20 protein-coding genes, 4 tRNA genes and 1 pseudogene are annotated in these 16513 nt (G+C 67.5%); 15 read left to right on the top strand and 10 right to left on the bottom strand.

Annotation, left to right across the window (positions count from 1 at the left end):
- The first annotated feature begins 865 nt into the window (after positions 1 to 865).
- Positions 866 to 2257 carry a hypothetical protein gene (locus ABI385_RS16115; protein WP_348104783.1) on the top strand — a complete coding sequence of 464 codons (1392 nt, stop codon included), beginning with the start codon at positions 866 to 868 and terminating at the stop codon, positions 2255 to 2257.
- 166 nt (positions 2258 to 2423) lie between these two features.
- Here the strand turns inward: ABI385_RS16115 and ABI385_RS16120 are convergent.
- Positions 2424 to 2642, bottom strand: a pseudogene (locus tag ABI385_RS16120) (IS1380 family transposase); the annotation flags it as partial.
- Between the two features lie 155 nt (positions 2643 to 2797).
- Positions 2798 to 2873 (bottom strand) — tRNA-Lys (locus ABI385_RS16125).
- A 78-nt stretch (positions 2874 to 2951) separates the two neighbouring features.
- Here ABI385_RS16125 and ABI385_RS16130 point away from each other — a divergent pair.
- The gene (locus ABI385_RS16130; protein ID WP_348104784.1) at positions 2952 to 3167 is read left to right on the top strand and encodes a DUF6582 domain-containing protein; all 216 of its coding nucleotides are present in this window, start codon (positions 2952 to 2954) and stop codon (positions 3165 to 3167) included.
- 161 nt (positions 3168 to 3328) lie between these two features.
- Positions 3329 to 4297, top strand: a complete 969-nt coding sequence (locus ABI385_RS16135; RefSeq protein WP_348104785.1) for an aldo/keto reductase — start codon at positions 3329 to 3331, stop codon at positions 4295 to 4297.
- A 3-nt stretch (positions 4298 to 4300) separates the two neighbouring features.
- Here ABI385_RS16135 and ABI385_RS16140 read toward each other — a convergent pair whose 3' ends face one another.
- Together ABI385_RS16140 and ABI385_RS16145 are read right to left on the bottom strand one after the other, a co-directional pair.
- Positions 4301 to 4726: a TIGR03668 family PPOX class F420-dependent oxidoreductase gene (locus ABI385_RS16140; RefSeq protein WP_348104786.1), complete on the bottom strand. Its 426-nt coding sequence runs from the start codon at positions 4724 to 4726 to the stop codon at positions 4301 to 4303.
- Positions 4727 to 4783: 57 nt separating this feature from the next.
- Positions 4784 to 5413: a TMEM165/GDT1 family protein gene (locus tag ABI385_RS16145; RefSeq protein ID WP_348104787.1), complete on the bottom strand. Its 630-nt coding sequence runs from the start codon at positions 5411 to 5413 to the stop codon at positions 4784 to 4786.
- A gap of 123 nt (positions 5414 to 5536) precedes the next feature.
- Between ABI385_RS16145 and ABI385_RS16150 the strand changes: the two genes are divergently transcribed.
- From ABI385_RS16150 to ABI385_RS16175, 6 genes are all read left to right on the top strand, one after another.
- On the top strand, positions 5537 to 6208 hold the full coding sequence (locus ABI385_RS16150; protein WP_348104788.1) for a hypothetical protein: 672 nt from the start codon (positions 5537 to 5539) through the stop codon (positions 6206 to 6208).
- A gap of 113 nt (positions 6209 to 6321) precedes the next feature.
- On the top strand, positions 6322 to 6855 hold the full coding sequence (locus tag ABI385_RS16155; RefSeq protein ID WP_348104789.1) for a SigE family RNA polymerase sigma factor: 534 nt from the start codon (positions 6322 to 6324) through the stop codon (positions 6853 to 6855).
- Positions 6852 to 7496, top strand: a complete 645-nt coding sequence (locus ABI385_RS16160) for a hypothetical protein (protein ID WP_348104790.1) — start codon at positions 6852 to 6854, stop codon at positions 7494 to 7496. The genes ABI385_RS16155 and ABI385_RS16160 overlap by 4 nt, the downstream gene beginning before the upstream one ends.
- 15 nt (positions 7497 to 7511) lie before the next feature.
- The gene (locus ABI385_RS16165; RefSeq protein WP_348104791.1) at positions 7512 to 8564 is read left to right on the top strand and encodes a PHP domain-containing protein; all 1053 of its coding nucleotides are present in this window, start codon (positions 7512 to 7514) and stop codon (positions 8562 to 8564) included.
- Positions 8565 to 8623: 59 nt separating this feature from the next.
- Positions 8624 to 8696, top strand: a tRNA-Glu gene (locus ABI385_RS16170).
- Between the two features lie 29 nt (positions 8697 to 8725).
- Positions 8726 to 8799, top strand: a tRNA-Asp gene (locus tag ABI385_RS16175).
- Positions 8800 to 8895: 96 nt separating this feature from the next.
- Here ABI385_RS16175 and ABI385_RS16180 read toward each other — a convergent pair.
- Both ABI385_RS16180 and ABI385_RS16185 read right to left on the bottom strand, forming a co-directional pair.
- Positions 8896 to 9249: a DUF202 domain-containing protein gene (locus ABI385_RS16180; protein WP_348104792.1), complete on the bottom strand. Its 354-nt coding sequence runs from the start codon at positions 9247 to 9249 to the stop codon at positions 8896 to 8898.
- 3 nt (positions 9250 to 9252) lie between these two features.
- Positions 9253 to 9612 carry a DUF202 domain-containing protein gene (locus ABI385_RS16185; RefSeq protein ID WP_348104793.1) on the bottom strand — a complete coding sequence of 120 codons (360 nt, stop codon included), beginning with the start codon at positions 9610 to 9612 and terminating at the stop codon, positions 9253 to 9255.
- Between the two features lie 36 nt (positions 9613 to 9648).
- Here ABI385_RS16185 and ABI385_RS16190 point away from each other — a divergent pair, with 36 nt between their 5' ends.
- On the top strand, positions 9649 to 10215 hold the full coding sequence (locus tag ABI385_RS16190; protein ID WP_348104794.1) for an NYN domain-containing protein: 567 nt from the start codon (positions 9649 to 9651) through the stop codon (positions 10213 to 10215).
- A gap of 58 nt (positions 10216 to 10273) precedes the next feature.
- On the opposite strand, the gene ABI385_RS16195 is transcribed toward ABI385_RS16190, so the two are convergent.
- A complete protein-coding gene (locus ABI385_RS16195) occupies positions 10274 to 10564 on the bottom strand; it encodes a metal-sensitive transcriptional regulator (RefSeq protein ID WP_348104795.1) in 291 nt (96 codons plus the stop codon).
- A gap of 29 nt (positions 10565 to 10593) precedes the next feature.
- Positions 10594 to 11442 carry a 3-hydroxybutyryl-CoA dehydrogenase gene (locus ABI385_RS16200; protein WP_348104796.1) on the bottom strand — a complete coding sequence of 283 codons (849 nt, stop codon included), beginning with the start codon at positions 11440 to 11442 and terminating at the stop codon, positions 10594 to 10596.
- A gap of 65 nt (positions 11443 to 11507) precedes the next feature.
- Between ABI385_RS16200 and ABI385_RS16205 the strand changes: the two genes are divergently transcribed.
- The 4 genes from ABI385_RS16205 (at position 11508) to ABI385_RS16220 (ending at position 14878) form a co-directional block, all read left to right on the top strand.
- A complete protein-coding gene (locus ABI385_RS16205) occupies positions 11508 to 12338 on the top strand; it encodes an SDR family oxidoreductase (protein WP_348104797.1) in 831 nt (276 codons plus the stop codon).
- Between the two features lie 111 nt (positions 12339 to 12449).
- Entirely contained in the window at positions 12450 to 13331 is an 882-nt protein-coding gene (locus tag ABI385_RS16210) for a lipase family protein (protein ID WP_348104798.1), read from the top strand.
- Between the two features lie 68 nt (positions 13332 to 13399).
- Positions 13400 to 13473, top strand: a tRNA-Phe gene (locus ABI385_RS16215).
- 385 nt (positions 13474 to 13858) lie between these two features.
- Positions 13859 to 14878 (top strand): YhjD/YihY/BrkB family envelope integrity protein, encoded by a 1020-nt coding sequence (locus tag ABI385_RS16220; RefSeq protein WP_348104799.1) that lies wholly within the window; start codon positions 13859 to 13861, stop codon positions 14876 to 14878.
- A 406-nt stretch (positions 14879 to 15284) separates the two neighbouring features.
- Here the strand turns inward: ABI385_RS16220 and ABI385_RS16225 are convergent, their stop codons facing one another.
- Together ABI385_RS16225 and ABI385_RS16230 are read right to left on the bottom strand one after the other, a co-directional pair.
- Positions 15285 to 15440, bottom strand: coding sequence for a DUF6131 family protein (locus tag ABI385_RS16225; RefSeq protein ID WP_348104800.1), 156 nt, complete (start codon positions 15438 to 15440; stop codon positions 15285 to 15287).
- 57 nt (positions 15441 to 15497) lie between these two features.
- Positions 15498 to 15812: a hypothetical protein gene (locus ABI385_RS16230; protein ID WP_348104801.1), complete on the bottom strand. Its 315-nt coding sequence runs from the start codon at positions 15810 to 15812 to the stop codon at positions 15498 to 15500.
- A gap of 457 nt (positions 15813 to 16269) precedes the next feature.
- Here ABI385_RS16230 and ABI385_RS16235 point away from each other — a divergent pair.
- Positions 16270 to 16513: exodeoxyribonuclease V subunit gamma (locus ABI385_RS16235; RefSeq protein WP_348104802.1), on the top strand; the 244-nt coding region annotated here is incomplete at its 3' end.

Here is a 16513-nt window from a genome sequence, read left to right on the forward strand (position 1 = left end):
CCCTCGCCGGTCGGCACTTGGGGCTGGTGCACATCGGTCTGCGACCTTGGCACCGGACCGGAGCGAAGCGGTTTCGCGGCAGGGAGGTGACCAGGTGCGGCAGCGTTGGCGCAATGATCGGGATCTCGCAATGATCGGGATCTGTCGAGATGAAGGTGGCCGGCTGCGATGCCGATAAGGAGGCCAGCCGAACGGGTCTGAGAACAACGGTTGGCTGGCGGGTGAGGGCTGGGGCTTCCGGTCGGTTCGCCTTGGTCGACCCCGTCCCTCCTCAACGCCTGAGATCCGGTGTTGTCGACGAGCCGCCAGCCGAGGTCGAGTCCTTCACCACTGAATAGCCCTCCCTCCGCACGGGCCCAGCCGTCAAGCGAGAAGGTGGTTTCAGGGCGCCGGCTCAAGGCGCGGAGGTGCCGGACCGGCACCGGTCCTCATCGGCCCTGACCCGGGTAAAACACACCTGCAGGCAGGTGGATCACGGTGCCGGGGCCGACCTCGGCCGTTTGGCGTGTCTGCTCGTCGTTCCCGTAGTCGACGTTTGCTCGACCCTCGACGACGCAGATCGTCTCGATCTTCTCGTTGTGGTACTGCAGACTCAGCGTCTGCCAGCGGCATCTGCCGCTCGATCGTCTTGCCTGGCAGCAGGCAGCCCCTCCTCGAATTCGCCCGCAACCGTCCAGGTAGTCCGGCGGAGCCATGCGGATAGTCCAAATGGGTGGAGTTTCAGCGGAAGCGGTGTGCGGCAGGTTCGCCTTAGGTACGTTCTCGCCAGCCCCCGGTAATGGGACACGAGGCGATGACAAAAGGCCACTTGTCCCGGGGGACCAAGGTCACTTGTCCGGGGGCCGAAGCGGGAAGAGGAAACGTGATGGGACGAACGCTCAAGTTCAAGGGGGGCGGCCTGGCCGCCATCGTGGCGATCGCTGGCGTCGTCGGGCTCGTAGCAGCACCAGTGGCTGCCGCGGCTGGCATCAAGGGCCCAGGTGACGTGTTGGCGGCGAAGTGGACACCGGAGCTCGCCACCAGTGGTACGGATGGCTCCGTCGAAACTGTTCGCCAGTTTGTCCCGTGTGGCGGCTCGATGTATGCCGTCGGCCGGTTCACTTCGGTCAAGCAAGGGTCGTCGGTCGTCACGCGCAACAACGCATTCAGCTTCTCCGACACGAACGGCACTATCACGGCGTGGAACCCGAACGTGAACGGCGAAGTTGACTCAGTAGCGCTCTCGGCCGACTGCTCGGTCGCCTACCTAGGCGGCGAATTCACATCGGTCGGCGGCTCCCCGGCCAGCAATATCGTCGCGGTGAGCACCGTTACGGGGTCGGTCGTTCCCAGCTTCGCTGCTACGGCGAACAAACCGGTCAGCACACTGGTGATGTCGACGGGCCACCTGCTTGTCGGCGGGAGGTTCACGTCGTTCAACGGCTCGTTCGCCAAGAAGTACATGATCAGTGTCAACCCGTCCACCGGCAAGGACGACGGCTACATCAATCTGAACATCTCCGGCAACTACGTCTATACGCAGCAGGATGGCCGCAAGAGCGGCTTCAACGCCTCTCAGGTGTATAACACGGCCCTGAGTCCAGACGGTTCGAAGCTGCTCGCGATGGGCGTCTTCACTTCCGTCGGTGCCCAGAACCGCCGGCAGATCTTTATGCTGGATCTGGGCGCGAGTAGCGCGACCGTCGACTCGTGGTACTCGCCTGAGTTCAATCAGAACTGCCACGCCGTCGAGCCGTTCTGGCTCCAGGCCGCCAGCTGGTCGCCCGACCAGTCGACCGTCTACATCGCGACCACCGGATACAAGCCGGCCACAGACTTGGACCCCTACGTGATGACGGGGTTCAACACCGGGGAGCCGCGGGGCGGTCTTTGCGACGCCGCAGCGGCCTTCCCCAGCACCAGCTCCGGCTCCGTCTTGCACCAGTGGGTCAACTACACCGGTTGTGACTCTCTCTACTCCACCGCTGCGGACGCGAACCACGTCTACATCGGCGGTCACGAGCGCTGGGCTGACAACCCGAACGGGTGCGACAGCCCGGGCTCCGGCAACACTGCCGCCCCGGGAATGGGCGGTTTGGACCCGGTAACGGGCGTTCTCAACTACAACCCCACTCGAGGCCGGGGCCAAGGTGCGAGTGAAATGCTGCGCACCGGCGCAGGTCTGTGGATCGGCAGCGACAATGCGCAGAACACCAGCGCCTGCGCCGGTGAGTACCAAAAGATGGGGATCTGCTTCCTCCCCAACAGCGAGCTTTAGCCTCCCCTTTTCACGCGGCGACGTGGTTTGGCTCTGACGGTGCTCGCGCGGTGTCCGTCAGCGCTTGATGAGTTCGCGCGGCGCCTTCGGCACGGTGAGGGCCTGACTGTCGCGTCGGGTGGGTGGTTCTCCAATGGTCCTGGTCGGGCGGGCGGGACCGCTAGGTGGTCAGGCGGGCAGCGACGTGCAGCACGCGGTAGCGGAACGCGGCGACCTCACACCGGGCGAGCTGCGGGACGTGCCCGAACGCGATCAGCTGGGTCCGGGCGATCAGGTCGGTCGCGGTCAGCACGACCTGTAACCACGCGTTGTCCTCGGTCCAGGCCCGACATGGGAAGTTCCGCAACCCGGTGGCCTTCACTTGCCGGATGCGGTCCTCGACGCGGGTTGAAGGCGTCGCGCCTGAAGTCGCGCACGGTCTTCCCGGACGTCAAGGGTCGATATCGCGACCGGAACAACGTGGGCCGGGCCTTCCGTGAGCCCGTAGGAGTGCCCTCAGACCGATTTTGGCGGTGAGGTTCTGCCAGTCTGTGCGTGGTTTGGTGGGCCCCGTGGGACTCGAACCCACAACCTACGGATTAAAAGTCCGCAGCTCTAACCATTGAGCTAGAGGCCCCGCGACCACGAAGCGTACGGCAGTGCGGACCGAGGCTTCGTGTCACGAAGCCCGAGCGCGCTAGGAAAACTGGCGCTCATGTCCAAGGATCTCAGTGACGCTGACAGCCGCGACGGGCTCGAGGACGGGTCGTTCGCTCTGCCCGACGAGCGGAAATGCCCGATCCTGGACGTGGCCCACGTCCGCAACGCGCTGGCCCGGGTTGCCCAGGACGGCACAGCGCAGGAGCAGAAGACGGTCCGCGCCGCCGTCGAGAAGCGGTACCCCAGCCTGAAGGAGTCTGACAAGGACTAGCGGGGCTGCCACGTCACTGTCTCGGCCCTCGGCGGGAACACTGTGTAGAGCGAGCTGCACTGACCTCGGGCAGCGTCGCCGCATACACCGCCGGCATCGCGATCGTCGTCATCCTCGTGGCCTCCGGGCTCACCTCGACGACGCGGGGCGACAATGACGCCATGGACTACGTCAAGCTCGGGTCGAGTGGACTGGATGTCTCACGGATTGTGATGGGGTGCATGAGCTTCGGTGAACCCCACCGCGGTCCGCACGAGTGGACGCTCGACGAGGACGTCTCTCGACCCCTGATCCGGCAAGCCCTCGACGCGGGGATCACCTTCTTCGACACGGCCAACGTCTACTCCGCTGGGAGCAGTGAGGAGATCGTCGGCCGGGCTCTCGCCGAGTACGGCCACCGCGACGAGCTCGTCATCGCCACCAAGGTCCACGGTCGGATGTTCGACGGCCCCAACGGAGCGGGCTTGTCGCGTAAGGCGATCCTCTCTGCGATCGACGCCAGCCTGACCCGGCTCGGCACCGACTACGTCGACCTCTACCAGATCCACCGCTGGGACCCGAAGACGCCGATCGAGGAGACGCTCGAGGCGTTGCACGACGTGGTCCAGGCCGGCAAGGCACGCTACATCGGAGCCTCTTCTATGTACGCCTGGCAGTTCTCCAAGGCGCAGCACCTGGCCCGCGCGCACGGCTGGACTCCGTTCCGGTCGATGCAGGACCACTACAACCTGCTCAACCGCGAGGAGGAGCGAGAGATGTTCCCACTCTGTGCGGACGAGGGTGTCGGCGTCATCCCCTGGAGCCCGCTGGCCCGCGGCCTCCTGACCCGCGAGTGGGGCACGACGACCAACCGCAGCGAGACCGACGAGTTCGGCAAGACGTTGTACGACGCCGGCGACCGAGCCGTCGTCGAGGCAGTGGGGCAGGTCGCCGACGTCCGCGGCATCCCGCGCGCGCAGGTCGCGCTCGCCTGGGTGATGCGCAACCCCGTCATCACTGCCCCGATCGTCGGCGCGACCAAGGCGTCGCACATCTCGGACGCCGTAGCAGCGCTCGACGTCGAGCTCACCGACGACGAGGTGGCCACACTCGAGAAGGGCTACCGCCCCCACGAACCCGCAGGCTTCTGACCCTCACGCAGACTGCGTGTAAGCCCACCCCGACCACCGGGTGACTACGGCCCGAATGACCGGCCCAGTCGGCGGGTCTTGTTGGTACTGATCGTATTTCGCGACCAAAGCGGCTACGCCCGTATGCCAGCCGTCACCCGCCTCGACGACCTCGGCTCGGGCGTCCGCGCGGACCCACCACAACGCCGACCAGTCGTCGGTGTAGTGGTCGACGATCACGCACACAGCGGGGTTGTCCGAGATGTTGCGCAGCCGGCGCAACCGCGTCGTCGTCTTGGGCTTGTGGTCCACCGCCACCACGATGACATCACCCAGCACCGCGAACGTCACCGGCACGAGATGCGGTGTGCCGTCGCTGTTGATCGTCGCCAACCGCGCCACCGGGCTGGTAGCGAAGCGCGCGCGGCATACTGGTTCGTCTAACGTCACCGGCCCAGCATGGCGCGCCAGAGCAGGCCAATGACGGTGTACCTCACGGGGAGCAGCTCAGAACGGCAGCCAGGACGGCAGCTCGACCCCGAACAGCTGCAACGCCATCGTCGCGGCGAACACCAGACAGAGCACGCCACCCACGCGCCGGATCAGCGACAACCGCAACCGGGTCAACAGCGCGCGACCGATGATCGCCGCGAGTCCCGCCACCAGCGCGAGGGCCAGGAACGCGCCGAGACCCACACTGAGCGGCGAGCCGCCCTTCGCGACGAAGCCGGCGGTCGCCAACTGGGTCAGGTCACCCCACTCCGCCAGGAAAAGGATGAGGAAACTTGCGCTCATCGCCCGCCAGCGGGAGCTGCCGAGGTCCGCCGCCCCGCCGTACTTCGTCTCAGTCTCCTCCTCCTCGGCGTCCGCCTCGGATGCGCCGCGCAGCAACAGCACGCCGGCCACCAGGAAAAGGACGGCGACCACGGCGAAGACCGGCTGTTCGGGCAACCGGCTGATCAGACCGCCGAAGGCGACAGCGATCACCGTCTGGACGAGGAACGCCGCGGTCACACCGATCCACACGAGGATGGGCCGATATCGGGTTGCGAGTACGAGGGTGGCGATGAACGTCTTGTCCGGAAGCTCCACGACGAAGATCGTCACGAAGACCGTGAGCATCAGAGCGAAGTTCATGGTCCGTTTGATCCTAGTCAGCAACGACACAGCCCCCGGTATGCGGTCCGGCGGCCGGTTCTCCCCTATCCTGTCCGCTGAAGCGGCGCGGGGGGCCTGACGCAACGAAGGGCCAAACAACGCATGAACGACGAGTTCGAGCACGAGGGACGCCGCAACGTTGCGATCGTCGCGGCAGTCCTGATCGTCGGTATGGGCATGGTCGCCGCCATGTTCTGGGTCGTGAAGTCCATGGCGCCACCCTCGGTTGTCTTGAGCGCCGTCTCGACGCCGACCGACGCCGCCTCGACGACCGCGGCGACGGCGACCCCGGTCCCCGCGACCACGTCGTTCACCCCACCGGCTCCCACCTGGGTCGACGCGACCACGCTGAACCTGCCTCCCGCAGCCCAGCCGACCCTGACCGACCCGGTGCCCGGAGAGACCGCGGACCCCGATCCCGACGCCCCCGTCGCGTCGACCACCCCGCCACCCCAGTCGACCCCGCCGCAGCCGACGTCCGGGGCGAGTACCCAGCCGCCACAGCCGCCACAGCCGACCCAGCCGGCACAGCCGCCCCGGGCCACCGTGAGCAACGTCAACCTCACCTGCTCCAAGAACGGTGGCAGCAAGATCGCGGCCCGGCTCACGTTCACGACGACGGCGCAGGTGACCGTCGCGATCTCGGCCGGCGGCAACGTCGACCGCAAGCAGGTCGGTGCCGGGGATGCGAGCGTCGAGGCGTCGGGCAAGGGTCCGGCGTTCTGCGCCGCTGTCGTCGGTGGCCAGCCGGTGGGGCCGATCCCCGCGGGCTGAGTCCCGAACTGAGGCACACGCATACGGAACGTTCCTCAGTGCCAGCGGGTCTGTCAGGGTGAGGAGGCGGCTCCTCACCCTGCGACCGGGGCCAGGGAGATGGAGGTGACCTCGTGGCGGCGACGCGAGACGAGGCATTCATGGAGTTCGTCCGTGGCCGGTCCCACGCGCTGCGTCGCACCGCCTTCCTGCTCTGCGGGGACTGGGCGTCCGGGGACGACCTGGTCCAGGAGTCGCTCGCCAAGGTCTACGTCGCCTGGCCGAGGATCGCCGCATCGCAGGCGGTCGAGAGCTACACACGCACGACGATGTTGCGTACCTACCTCAACCAGCGCCGCAAGCTCGGGCGCGAGGTCGTCCTCGCGGCGGTGCCCGAGAACCCCGTAAACGACCGTGACGCCGCACTGACCGTCACCTTGTCGGCCCTGCTCAAGGAGCTGCCCCCCAAGCAGCGCGCCGTCCTGGTGCTCCGGTTCTACCAAGACCTCAGCGTCCCCCAGATCGCGGCCGAGCTCGAGATCCCCGAGGGGACCGTCAAGAGCCAGCTGTCCCGCGGACTGGCCAGTATGCGTTTCCGCCTTGCCGACTCGCCGCCCCAGAAGCCTGCTGCGAGAGAAAGCACATCCGAAAGAGAAGTGACGTCATGACACCGCAGCCGCCCAGTCTCGAGGACCTCCTGCGCGAGCGCCTGCACGCGGTGGATGAGCTCACGCCCCCGGACGCCAACTTCGAGGCGCGGGCGCTGCGGGCCGGTCGCGCGCGAGCGAACCGCCGCAGGTCCTGGGCCCGCGGTCTGGTGGGCGTTGCCGCAGCTGCTGCCATCGGCGTGTTCGTCGTCCCTTCCGTGATGCGGTCCGGCGTCGATAGCGGGGCCAGTACGGCGAGCTCCGCCCGGGCGGCAGCCACCGCCGGTGGCCCTGCATCCTCCAGTGCGGGCGCTGACCGCAGTCCTGAGACTCCCGGTGCGAGCTCGACGAAGATCGGTCCGGGCGGTTCCCTGCAGAAGCCGGAGAACCAGTCTGGGGGTGACGTGACCCTGACGTTGCCGGTTGGCACCACCCCGTTCGACTGGCGCTCTGCCGACGGTGAGGTCCGGCTGGCCCAGCTGCGCGCAGCTCTTGCCGCCCCGGAGTTCGCCGCATCGCAGACCTCCCTCCGCATCGACGACTCGACCTCTCCTTCTCGACTCGTGGTCCGGATGGGCACGTACGAGGCGGGCGTCGTCACGCTCGTCACCGACGCCTTCCCGATGGGGTCGCCCATCGTCTTCAGCGTCTCCACAGGGTGATGCCACACTGACTCGGTGCAGATCGTCCAGCCTCTGACGGCTCCGGTCACTCCCGTGGACGCGTTGCGCCGGATCGCGTTCCTGCTCGAACGCTCCCGGGCCGGCACCTACCGCGTCGAGGCGTTCCGCAACGCGGCCAAGGTCGTCGCCACCCTGTCGACGGAGGAGCTGCGTCAACGCGCCGACCAAGGCACCCTCAAGGACCTACAGGGCGTCGGCGACTCGACCGCCGCGGTCGTCAAGCAGGCCGTGGGAGGGACGCTCCCGGCATACCTGGAGTCGTTGCAGGAGAAGGAGTCCGCCCCGCTGACCCGAGGCGGCGCCGAGCTGTATGCCTCGCTTGTCGGCGACCTGCACAGCCACTCCGAGTGGAGCGACGGCGGCTCGCCGATCGACGAGATGGTGCTGACCGCGGTCGAGCTGGGTCAGGAGTACCTGGCACTGACCGACCACTCCCCCCGGCTGCGGATCGCGAACGGGTTGTCGGTCGAGCGTCTCATCAAGCAGCTCAAGGTGGTCGACGCGATCAACGACTCGCTCGGCGACCGGTTCCGGCTCCTCAAGGGGATCGAGGTCGACATCCTCGACGAGGGTGAGCTCGACCAGACACCGGAGATGCTCGGCAAGCTCGACGTCGTCACGGCCTCTGTCCATTCCAAGCTCGCCATGAACGCCGCCCCGATGACCCGCCGGATGGTCACCGCCGTCCTCAACCCGCGCGTCAACGTCCTCGGCCACTGCACCGGCCGGCTGGTCACCGGCGGGCGGGGCAAGCGGGCGCAGTCCTCGTTCGACGCGAAGGCCGTCTTCGACGCCTGCATCGAGGGCGACACCGCAGTCGAGATCAACGCCCGTCCCGAGAGAGAGGACCCGCCGGACGAGCTGATCACCATGGCGCTGGAACTCGGGTGCCTGTTCACCATCGACTCCGACGCGCACGCCCCGGGACAGCTGGACTTCAAGGCGTACGGCTGTGAACGCGCCGAGCGGCTCGGCGTGCCGGCCGAGCGGATCGTCACCACGTGGCCGGTGGATCGGGTTCTGGAGTGGACCTCGCGCGGACGATGAGCGATTTGGCGGGCTCGATGGCATCGCCTATGCTTTCGGACGTTCCTCGACGGATCCGGGTCCCCATCGTCTAGCGGCCAAGGACTCCGCCCTTTCACGGCGGCAGCACGGGTTCGAATCCCGTTGGGGATACGAACGTTCAGCATCACCTGCACCACCTAGGCCCCGTAGCGCAGTTGGTTAGCGCGCCGCCCTGTCACGGCGGAGGTCGCCGGTTCGAGCCCGGTCGGGGTCGCTCGAGACACGAAGGCCCGTCACCGAACGAGGTGGCGGGCCTTCGGCATGCGCAAGGGTCAGGCGGACGTGGGGTAAGCGCCCTGTCCCGACCGCGTCACGCTTGGCTGACGATCTCGGCCACCACGAGAGCGCCCAGGAGCAGCACCTGGCCGCCGAGGAGTGCGGAGTGCACGCCCGCAGGCCAAGGCGCGCGCCGACGGCCCGTAGCTCCCGTACGTCGGCGGTAGTGCCGTTGCGACGTCACGAACACCACGGCAGCGTGCCCGAGCCCCGTGACGAGCACCAGGACCGCCACCCATCCCACGGTGTCGAAGGTCAGCCGCGCGACGACGGCACTCACCCCGGCCAAGGACAGGGCCGACCGCTGCCAGGCCAGGGCGGTACGTTCAGGCTGCAGGCCCGGATCGCGCGGGAGCTCGCCACGCTCGGTGCCGGCGGCGTCGCTCATGGGTCAGGCGAACGTGACGAGGATGAGCACGACCAGCGCGGCGACCACTACCGCTGCGGCCAGGAACGCGCTGATCACCGAGCCCGGCAGCTTGGCGCCTAGGCGCATCGCGCGTTCGGAGCGCGCCCAGCGCAGCCAGCCCACGCTGACCGCGACCATGGCCACGAGGATGAGGAACAGCGACAGGACCCGCCGGGCGGTCGGGTGAATGTCGAGGGGCAGCGCCTGGATCGCCACGCCCCCGGCGAGCAGGGCGAGTGCGGTGCGCACCCACGCGAGGTAGGTGCGCTCGTTGGCGAAGGAGAAGCGGGGATCGGGCTCGTCGCCCTCGTCATAGACCCAGCCGGGCCAGCGCCTCTCCACGTCCCGAGTATGACGCGAACCGGCATACTCAGCCGCATGAGTGTCGCGCCGCCCACGACCTACCTGCTCGTCGACGGCGAGAACATCGACGCGACGCTGGGCATCCACGTCCTGGGCCACCGACCGCAGCCGGACGAACGGCCGCGGTGGGACCGGATCCGCGACTTCGCCGCCTCGGTGTGGGGGCAGCCGGTCAAGGCCCTGTTCTTCCTCAACGCCAGCAACGGGCAGATGCCGATGTCGTTCGTCCAGGCGTTGCTGGCGATGGACTTCCGACCGATCCCGCTCGCCGGTTCGAGCACCGAAAAAGTCGTCGACATCGGCATCCAGCGCACCCTCGACGCCATCGCGGCGGCGGGTGGCGACGTGCTCCTCGCCAGCCATGACGCCGACTTCGCCCCGCACCTCGGGCGGTTGGCGCGCGATGGGCGACGAGTCGGCGTGCTGGGCCTGCGCGAGTACGTCAGCGCCGACCTGGTCGCGCTCGGCGAGGACGGCCTCGAGGTGTTCGACCTCGAGGACCACGTCGGCGCGTTCACGACCCCGTTGCCTCGCGTCCGGATCATCCCGCTGGCCGAGTTCGACCCCACCCGCTACCTCTGAGCGCGGCACTGGCGTACGGGCCGGCCCGTCTCCCGGTCTGCAGACTGCCCACGATGGGTCAGGAACGCACCAGCCGGGCGATGGCCTCGGAGGCCTCGCGGACCTTCTCGTCCGCCTCGGGTCCGCCGCGCCGCGCGGCGTCGACGACGCAGTGCGCCAGGTGCTCGTCCAGCAGCTCGAGCGAGAACGACTGGAGTGCCTTGGTCGCCGCGGAGACCTGGGTGAGGATGTCGATGCAGTACTTGTCGTCCTCGACCATCCCTTGCAGGCCACGCACCTGACCCTCGATGCGCCGCAGCCGCTTGAGGTGGGCAGCCTTGGTGTCGTGGTAGCCGAACGTCTCAGTCATGGTCCCAGTTTACCCCCTGGGGGTATGTGTCAGTAGACGTAGAAGCCGCGACCGGTCTTGCGGCCCAGCAGCCGGGCGTCGACCATCCGGCTGAGCAGCGGCGGCGCGGCATAGAGGGGTTCCTTGAACTCCTCGTAGAGCGAGTCGGCGACCGCCTTGGTGGTGTCGAGGCCGATCAGGTCCGCGAGAGCGAGCGGTCCCTGGGGGTGCGCGGCGCCGCGGACGAGGCCGGCGTCGATGTCCTCGGCGGTCGCAAAGCCGGACTCGAGCATCCTAATCGCACTGAGGACAAAGGGAATCAGCAACGCGTTGACGATGAACCCGGCGCGGTCCTGCGAGTCGATCGCGTGCTTGCCGAGGGTGTCCTGCACAAAGGTCCGCGCAGCTTCGGTCGTCGACTTCTCGGTCAGCAGGCTGGGAATAAGCTCGACCAGTGAGAGCACCGGGGCAGGGTTGAAGAAGTGGATGCCGAGGACGTGGCCGGGGCGTGTCGTGACGACGGCCAGCTTCGTGATCGGGATCGAGGAGGTGTTGGAGGCGAGGATCGCGTCGGGCGAGGTGACGATCTCGTCGAGCTGGCGGAAGAGCGCGACCTTGGCCTGCTCGTTCTCGACGATCGCCTCGACCACGAGGTCGCGATCGGCGAGGTCGGGCAGGTCGGTCGTGACCCTGATGCGGGCGAGGACGGCTTCCGCGTCGTCCAGCTTCCCGCGCTCCTGGGCGCGGTGCAGCGACGCGGCAAGGCGGGCCCGCCCGGCCTCGGCCGCCTCTTCGCTCGACTCGACGACAACCACGTCGAGCTCGGCGCGGGCGCACACCTCTGCGATCCCCGCTCCCATGAGGCCGCAGCCGACGACTCCGATGTTGGTGATGCTCACCCGGGGATCGTAGGCGGTGTGGGCGTTGGCGGAATGCGGGCGGTGTGGGCCGGGTTGCCGCCCGTATGACGCAGAAGACTTGGTTCATCACCGGCACGTCGCGTGGGTTCGGCCGCGAGTGGGCTGAGGCAGCGCTCGACCGTGGCGATCGGGTCGCGGCGACGGCTCGCGACATCTCGACCCTCGACGACCTGGTGCAGAAGTACGCCGACGCGATCCTGCCGATCGAGCTGGACGTCAACGACCGGGCCGCTGACTTCGCGGCGGTGAAGCAGGCATACGACAGGTTCGGCCGGCTCGACGTGGTGGTCAACAACGCCGGGTATGGGCATTTCGGGTTCATCGAGGAGGTGACCGAGCAGGAGGCTCGCGCGCAGATCGAGACCAACCTGTTCGGGGCGCTGTGGGTGACCCAGGCGGCGCTGCCCTACCTGCGCGAGCAGGGATCGGGGCACATCATCCAGGTCTCGTCGATCGGCGGGATCTCGGCGTTCCCGGGGATTGGGCTCTACCACGCCTCGAAGTGGGGCCTCGAAGGTTTCAGCCAGGCGTTGGCCGGGGAGGTTGCCGGGTTCGGCATCCACGTGACTCTGGTCGAGCCCGGTGGGTTCTCCACCGACTGGTCCGGTTCGTCGGCCAAGCACTCGGACGCTCTGCCGGCATACGTCGAGGCCCGCAAGACGATGCAGCGCGAGCGCAAGGCGCGAGCTGGCTCCGGTGGTCCTGGTGACCCGCACGCGTCTGCCGCCGCGATTCTGCGCGTCGTGGATGCGGACGAGCCACCGCTGCGGGTGTTCTTCGGGGCGTCGCCGATGGGGACCGCGAAGGACGACTACGCGTCACGGATCGCGTTGTGGGAGAAGTGGGACGACGTGTCGAAGCTCGCCCAGGGCTGAGCCTCGTCGCTCTACCACTCGACCGACGCGTTCGGGGCGGACATCCTGGTGTCAGGGGTGGGTGGTTGCGCCCTCTGGGGCCGCGCCGGCTGGCGGCCGGGTCGTCATGGGGTGGGGACACCCGACGACGGGCGCGGTCGCACGCTGCGGCCGTCGGTCGGCATCGACCCGTTCCTGGTCATGGAGGGCGCGGCGGCGTTGCTGCGAGCCGGGTACGTCATCGCCGCGGCCGACTACCCGGGGCTGGGCGTGGCTGGACAGAGCTCGTACCTCGTCGGGGCGAGCGAGGCGTACAGGATGCTGGACTCAGTTAGGGCGGCGCGGTCGCTGGTCGCCGGGCCTGGTCCGTCAACCCCGCTGTGGGGTCACTTGCAGGGTGGGCAGGCGGTGCTGTTCGCGGGGCAGCTGGCTGGCTCGTACGCGCCGGAGCTGCGGGTGCGCGCGGACGCCGTCGCCGCGCCGGCCACTGAGCTCGGGACCCTGCTCCACGACGACATCGGGGACATCTCGGGGGTGACGATCGGCTCATACGCGTTCGCCGCATACTCGTCGGTCTATGCGTCGCCCTATCCCGGGCTGTCGCTGTCGACGATCCTCCCGCCGGCCGGCGTGGCGGCCACGCCCCCCATGGCGGACCTGTGCTTGTTCGGGCAGATGCTGACGATTCACGCGCTGGCGCGGCCGCTGATCGGCGGCTATCTGTCGGCCGACCCCTCGACTACCCCGCCGTGGTCGGAGCTGTTGGCGGAGAACACGCCCGCGTCGGCTCCGCTCGGGGTGCCGCTGTTCGTGGCGCAGGGACTGAAGGACGAGCTGGTCGGGCCCGCGGCGACCTCCGCCTATGTGGCGCGAGTATGCGCGGCTGGCGAGCACGTCGTCTTCCGGCAGTACCCGGACGACGACCACAGTTCGATCAGCAACGCGGCGGTGCCGGACGTGCTGCCGTTCTTCGCGTCGGCGTTAGCGGGGACGGCACCCGCGTCGACGTGCTGAGCAGTTCGGGGCGCTCGGTGCTTGGGTATAGTGAGCGCTCGCCGGAGCGATCCGGCGTTGTTGTGCACGGCCAGGTAGCTCAGTTGGTACGAGCGTCCGACTGAAAATCGGAAGGTCGGCGGTTCGACCCCGCCCCTGGCCACCGTCTGAACCGCATACATGCAGGCCACCGTCGAATTGTGCGCGTGCTCCGGCCGTCCGTTGGAACCCTGACAGCCATTCCTGACCGCAACGGCACCCGTTGCGCCTCAAGACCTTAGCCGCTGACCAAGCAGACTCAGCGCCTGCGCTTCTGATCGAGCGGTGTGCACATAGATCGTCTTGGTTACCTCGGGACGGGTGGAAGAATCGACGGTTGTGGATGCTCATGAAGAGGTGGTCGAACCTGCGGCGACGCCGGCGGTCCGGAGGGACATCCGGGTCGGTTTCTCCGGTCGAGCCGGGTGGGCGAAACGCTGCAGCGGTAGCCGTCCGGGGGTGTCCCAGGTGTTTTCACGTCATATTCCAGGGGCCGACTTCCGTTGTCGGTGACGCAGCGGCTGGACCGGTTTCAGCGGCGGCACCGGTGGGCGGGGTTCCCTATCGCCGTGCTCTACAAGTTCTTCGACGACCAGGGCAGTTACCTTTCCGCCTTGATCGCGTACTACGGACTGGTTTCCCTGTTTCCGTTACTGCTGCTATTGACGTCAGTGCTTGGCTTCGTCCTGCAAGGTGACCCGCAGCTCGAGCAGCAGGTCTTGCATTCCGCGTTGACCCAGTTCCCGGTCATCGGCACGCAAATCGGGACACCGTCCGGTCTTCGAGGTAGTGGAGTCGCCCTGGTGGTAGGTGCGGTGGGGGCCTTGTACGGCAGCATCGGGGTCGCTCAGGCGATCCAGAACGCGATGAACGTAGCGTGGGCTGTCCCTCGCAACAACCGCCCGAACCCGCTCAAGGCCCGCCTGCGAAGCTTGCTCCTGATAGGTACCGCTGGGTTGGCCGTGCTTGGGGCGACCATCTTGTCGGGGTTGAGCACGAGCGCATCCTCGACGGCCTCGATTCTGGGGATCATCTCCGCTGTCGGCGCGACGGTCGGATCCGTGGCCCTGAATGCGGTCGTCTTCTTGTTGGTCTTCCGCATCTCGACAGCGGCCAACCTTTCGTTGCGGGACGCCGCCCCGGGCGCCATCACCGCTGCTGTGCTGTGGCAGTTGCTGCAGTCGTTCGGTACCGCCTATGTGCAGCATGTGCTGAAGAACGCCACCGTGACCAACGGGGCTTTCGCGTTCGTGCTGGCGTTGATCGCCTGGCTCTACCTCGCTGCCGTTGCTCTGGTGATCTCGGTGGAGATCAATGTCGTGCGGGATAAGAAGCTGTACCCACGCGCCCTGTTGACCCCGTTCACTGACGATGTCGACCTGACCGCGGGCGACCAGCGGGCCTACACCGCCGCGGCCGTGGCCCAGCGGAACAAGGGTTTCGAGGACGTCGACGTCACCTTCGACCACGACGGGCAAAACAAGTCCGCCCAAGCAGAGGATGGTCCGACCATTCGCGACCCCAGCTGAACTGGACGCAACAGCCGGCCGGCCGAGATGGCCCACACCGCGCTGCCACGACGGTGGGCATCGAAGAGGCAGGTCGCGAGGGAGCCGAAGATCTCGAGCAGGCCACCCCGGGGGTTGCCATCGCGATCGACACCAGCCACGCCAGCAGCAAGATGAACCGACACCGGCTGCGCGGTCCCTCGACTAGCTACTGACCGTCCTGCCGCCGCCTGCTGGTGTTCACAGCCCGATGCTGCAGGCACGGACACAGTGACGCGGACCAACCCTGCGCGCGCTACATGTCCAAGGTGACGCGCTGGCTGGTCGGCGACTCTGCACGCGGGCAGGTGGGCGTCCGGTCACCGCAGGTGGCTCCAGGGGGGACTTCAGCCCTGGCCGTGCGTGCCGCCACGGCCGGAATCGAGGTTCAGTAGTAGTGCCGGCGGCCGCCGACTGCCCGGCCCGCCATCCCCAGGACGAGCAGGATCAGTCCGATGACGAGGACGACGATCCCGATGGTCCACAGAGTGGCGATCTTGGCGAGGACTCCGACAAGCAACAAGATGATGCCCAAGATGATCATGACTACTCCTTCAGGGTGGATGTGGTTTTATCGAGTGAGTGGGCGGGCCTGCCCCGGTCAGCCCGCTTCGGCCTGGATGGTGGTCTTCTGGACGATGGCGTCGACGACTTCCCCCGGAATGTCCCGGTGTTGGGCTTGGGTGGCTTCTTCGTGTTGCTTGACTTCCACCCGCGCCGCCTGCCAGGCCGACCAGTGCCCAGACACCAGCGCCCACAGGGATAGGGCTGAGACGTAGACGACGGAGTTCAGCCAGCCAAACCACATCGAGACCGGGATCATCCCGATCCAGAAGATCGCCAGCCAGCCGTTGACCCGCCGCATGAACACGGGGTCTCCTTGCACCGAGGCCCACAGCCCCTTGACGACGCTCATCTCTTTCCGACTCCTATCGTTGCGAGGTCAACCCGAGCAACACGTGTTCTAGCGGCCGAAACTGCAAGAAGGTCGAGAGACCGCAGCGGTTGTCTACCACCAAATAACCACCCTCAGGGTGGGACTGGTACACCCCAAAGGGGGTGAAGCCCGAGCCAAGACCAGGGCAGCCACTCAGGTCGGGGTCATCGAAAACAGCGGAACCCTATGCGTTGACTGCGCATGCGCCAAACGCCAGGGCGGTCATTCGACATTTCAGCCGGGAGGACCATGAAGCACTCACGAAGTTCAACGCGCTGAGTTCCGTGACGCTTTCCTCGACGCTCCGTCTGGCCGACGAACTCGTACTGAACGACCACCCGATGAAGTGGTCCGCACGACCGCGGTGTCGTGAAGGGCAACCGAAGGCGGTTTCTCGTCTCTCGTCCCAGGCGGCCGAACGCATACAGTCTGACCCGTGGGCCTCGCCGTGCACGTCGACACGCGCACAGACTTGCTCGCCGATGCGCTGGGCGAACTGCTCCGGCAGCCGGTCGGCGGCGTGCTCTCTCGCGAGCTGGTAGTCGTGCCCGCCAGGGGGGTCGAGCGCTGGCTCACCCAGCGCCTCTCGCACGTGCTCGGCGCCGACGACCACGGCAATGGCGTATGTGCGGGAGTCGACTTCGTGCGTCCGGCGTCGCTGATCGGGCTGCTCACCGACA

Origin of the sequence: Lapillicoccus sp. (assembly GCF_039935575.1) — a bacterium.
Taxonomy (GTDB): Bacteria; Actinomycetota; Actinomycetes; order Actinomycetales; family Dermatophilaceae; genus Lapillicoccus.

Excerpts from the sequence above, each read along its gene's own strand:
- ABI385_RS16115 (WP_348104783.1), top strand. The coding sequence starts at position 866 with ATGGGACGAACGCTCAAGTTCAAGGGGGGCGGCCTGGCCGCCATCGTG.
- ABI385_RS16130 (WP_348104784.1), top strand. The coding sequence starts at position 2,952 with ATGTCCAAGGATCTCAGTGACGCTGACAGCCGCGACGGGCTCGAGGAC.
- ABI385_RS16135 (WP_348104785.1), top strand. The coding sequence starts at position 3,329 with ATGGACTACGTCAAGCTCGGGTCGAGTGGACTGGATGTCTCACGGATT.
- ABI385_RS16145 (WP_348104787.1), bottom strand. The coding sequence starts at position 5,413 with ATGAACTTCGCTCTGATGCTCACGGTCTTCGTGACGATCTTCGTCGTG.
- ABI385_RS16150 (WP_348104788.1), top strand. The coding sequence starts at position 5,537 with ATGAACGACGAGTTCGAGCACGAGGGACGCCGCAACGTTGCGATCGTC.
- ABI385_RS16160 (WP_348104790.1), top strand. The coding sequence starts at position 6,852 with ATGACACCGCAGCCGCCCAGTCTCGAGGACCTCCTGCGCGAGCGCCTG.
- ABI385_RS16180 (WP_348104792.1), bottom strand. The coding sequence starts at position 9,249 with ATGAGCGACGCCGCCGGCACCGAGCGTGGCGAGCTCCCGCGCGATCCG.
- ABI385_RS16190 (WP_348104794.1), top strand. The coding sequence starts at position 9,649 with ATGAGTGTCGCGCCGCCCACGACCTACCTGCTCGTCGACGGCGAGAAC.
- ABI385_RS16195 (WP_348104795.1), bottom strand. The coding sequence starts at position 10,564 with ATGACTGAGACGTTCGGCTACCACGACACCAAGGCTGCCCACCTCAAG.
- ABI385_RS16205 (WP_348104797.1), top strand. The coding sequence starts at position 11,508 with ATGACGCAGAAGACTTGGTTCATCACCGGCACGTCGCGTGGGTTCGGC.
- ABI385_RS16225 (WP_348104800.1), bottom strand. The coding sequence starts at position 15,440 with ATGATCATCTTGGGCATCATCTTGTTGCTTGTCGGAGTCCTCGCCAAG.
- ABI385_RS16230 (WP_348104801.1), bottom strand. The coding sequence starts at position 15,812 with ATGAGCGTCGTCAAGGGGCTGTGGGCCTCGGTGCAAGGAGACCCCGTG.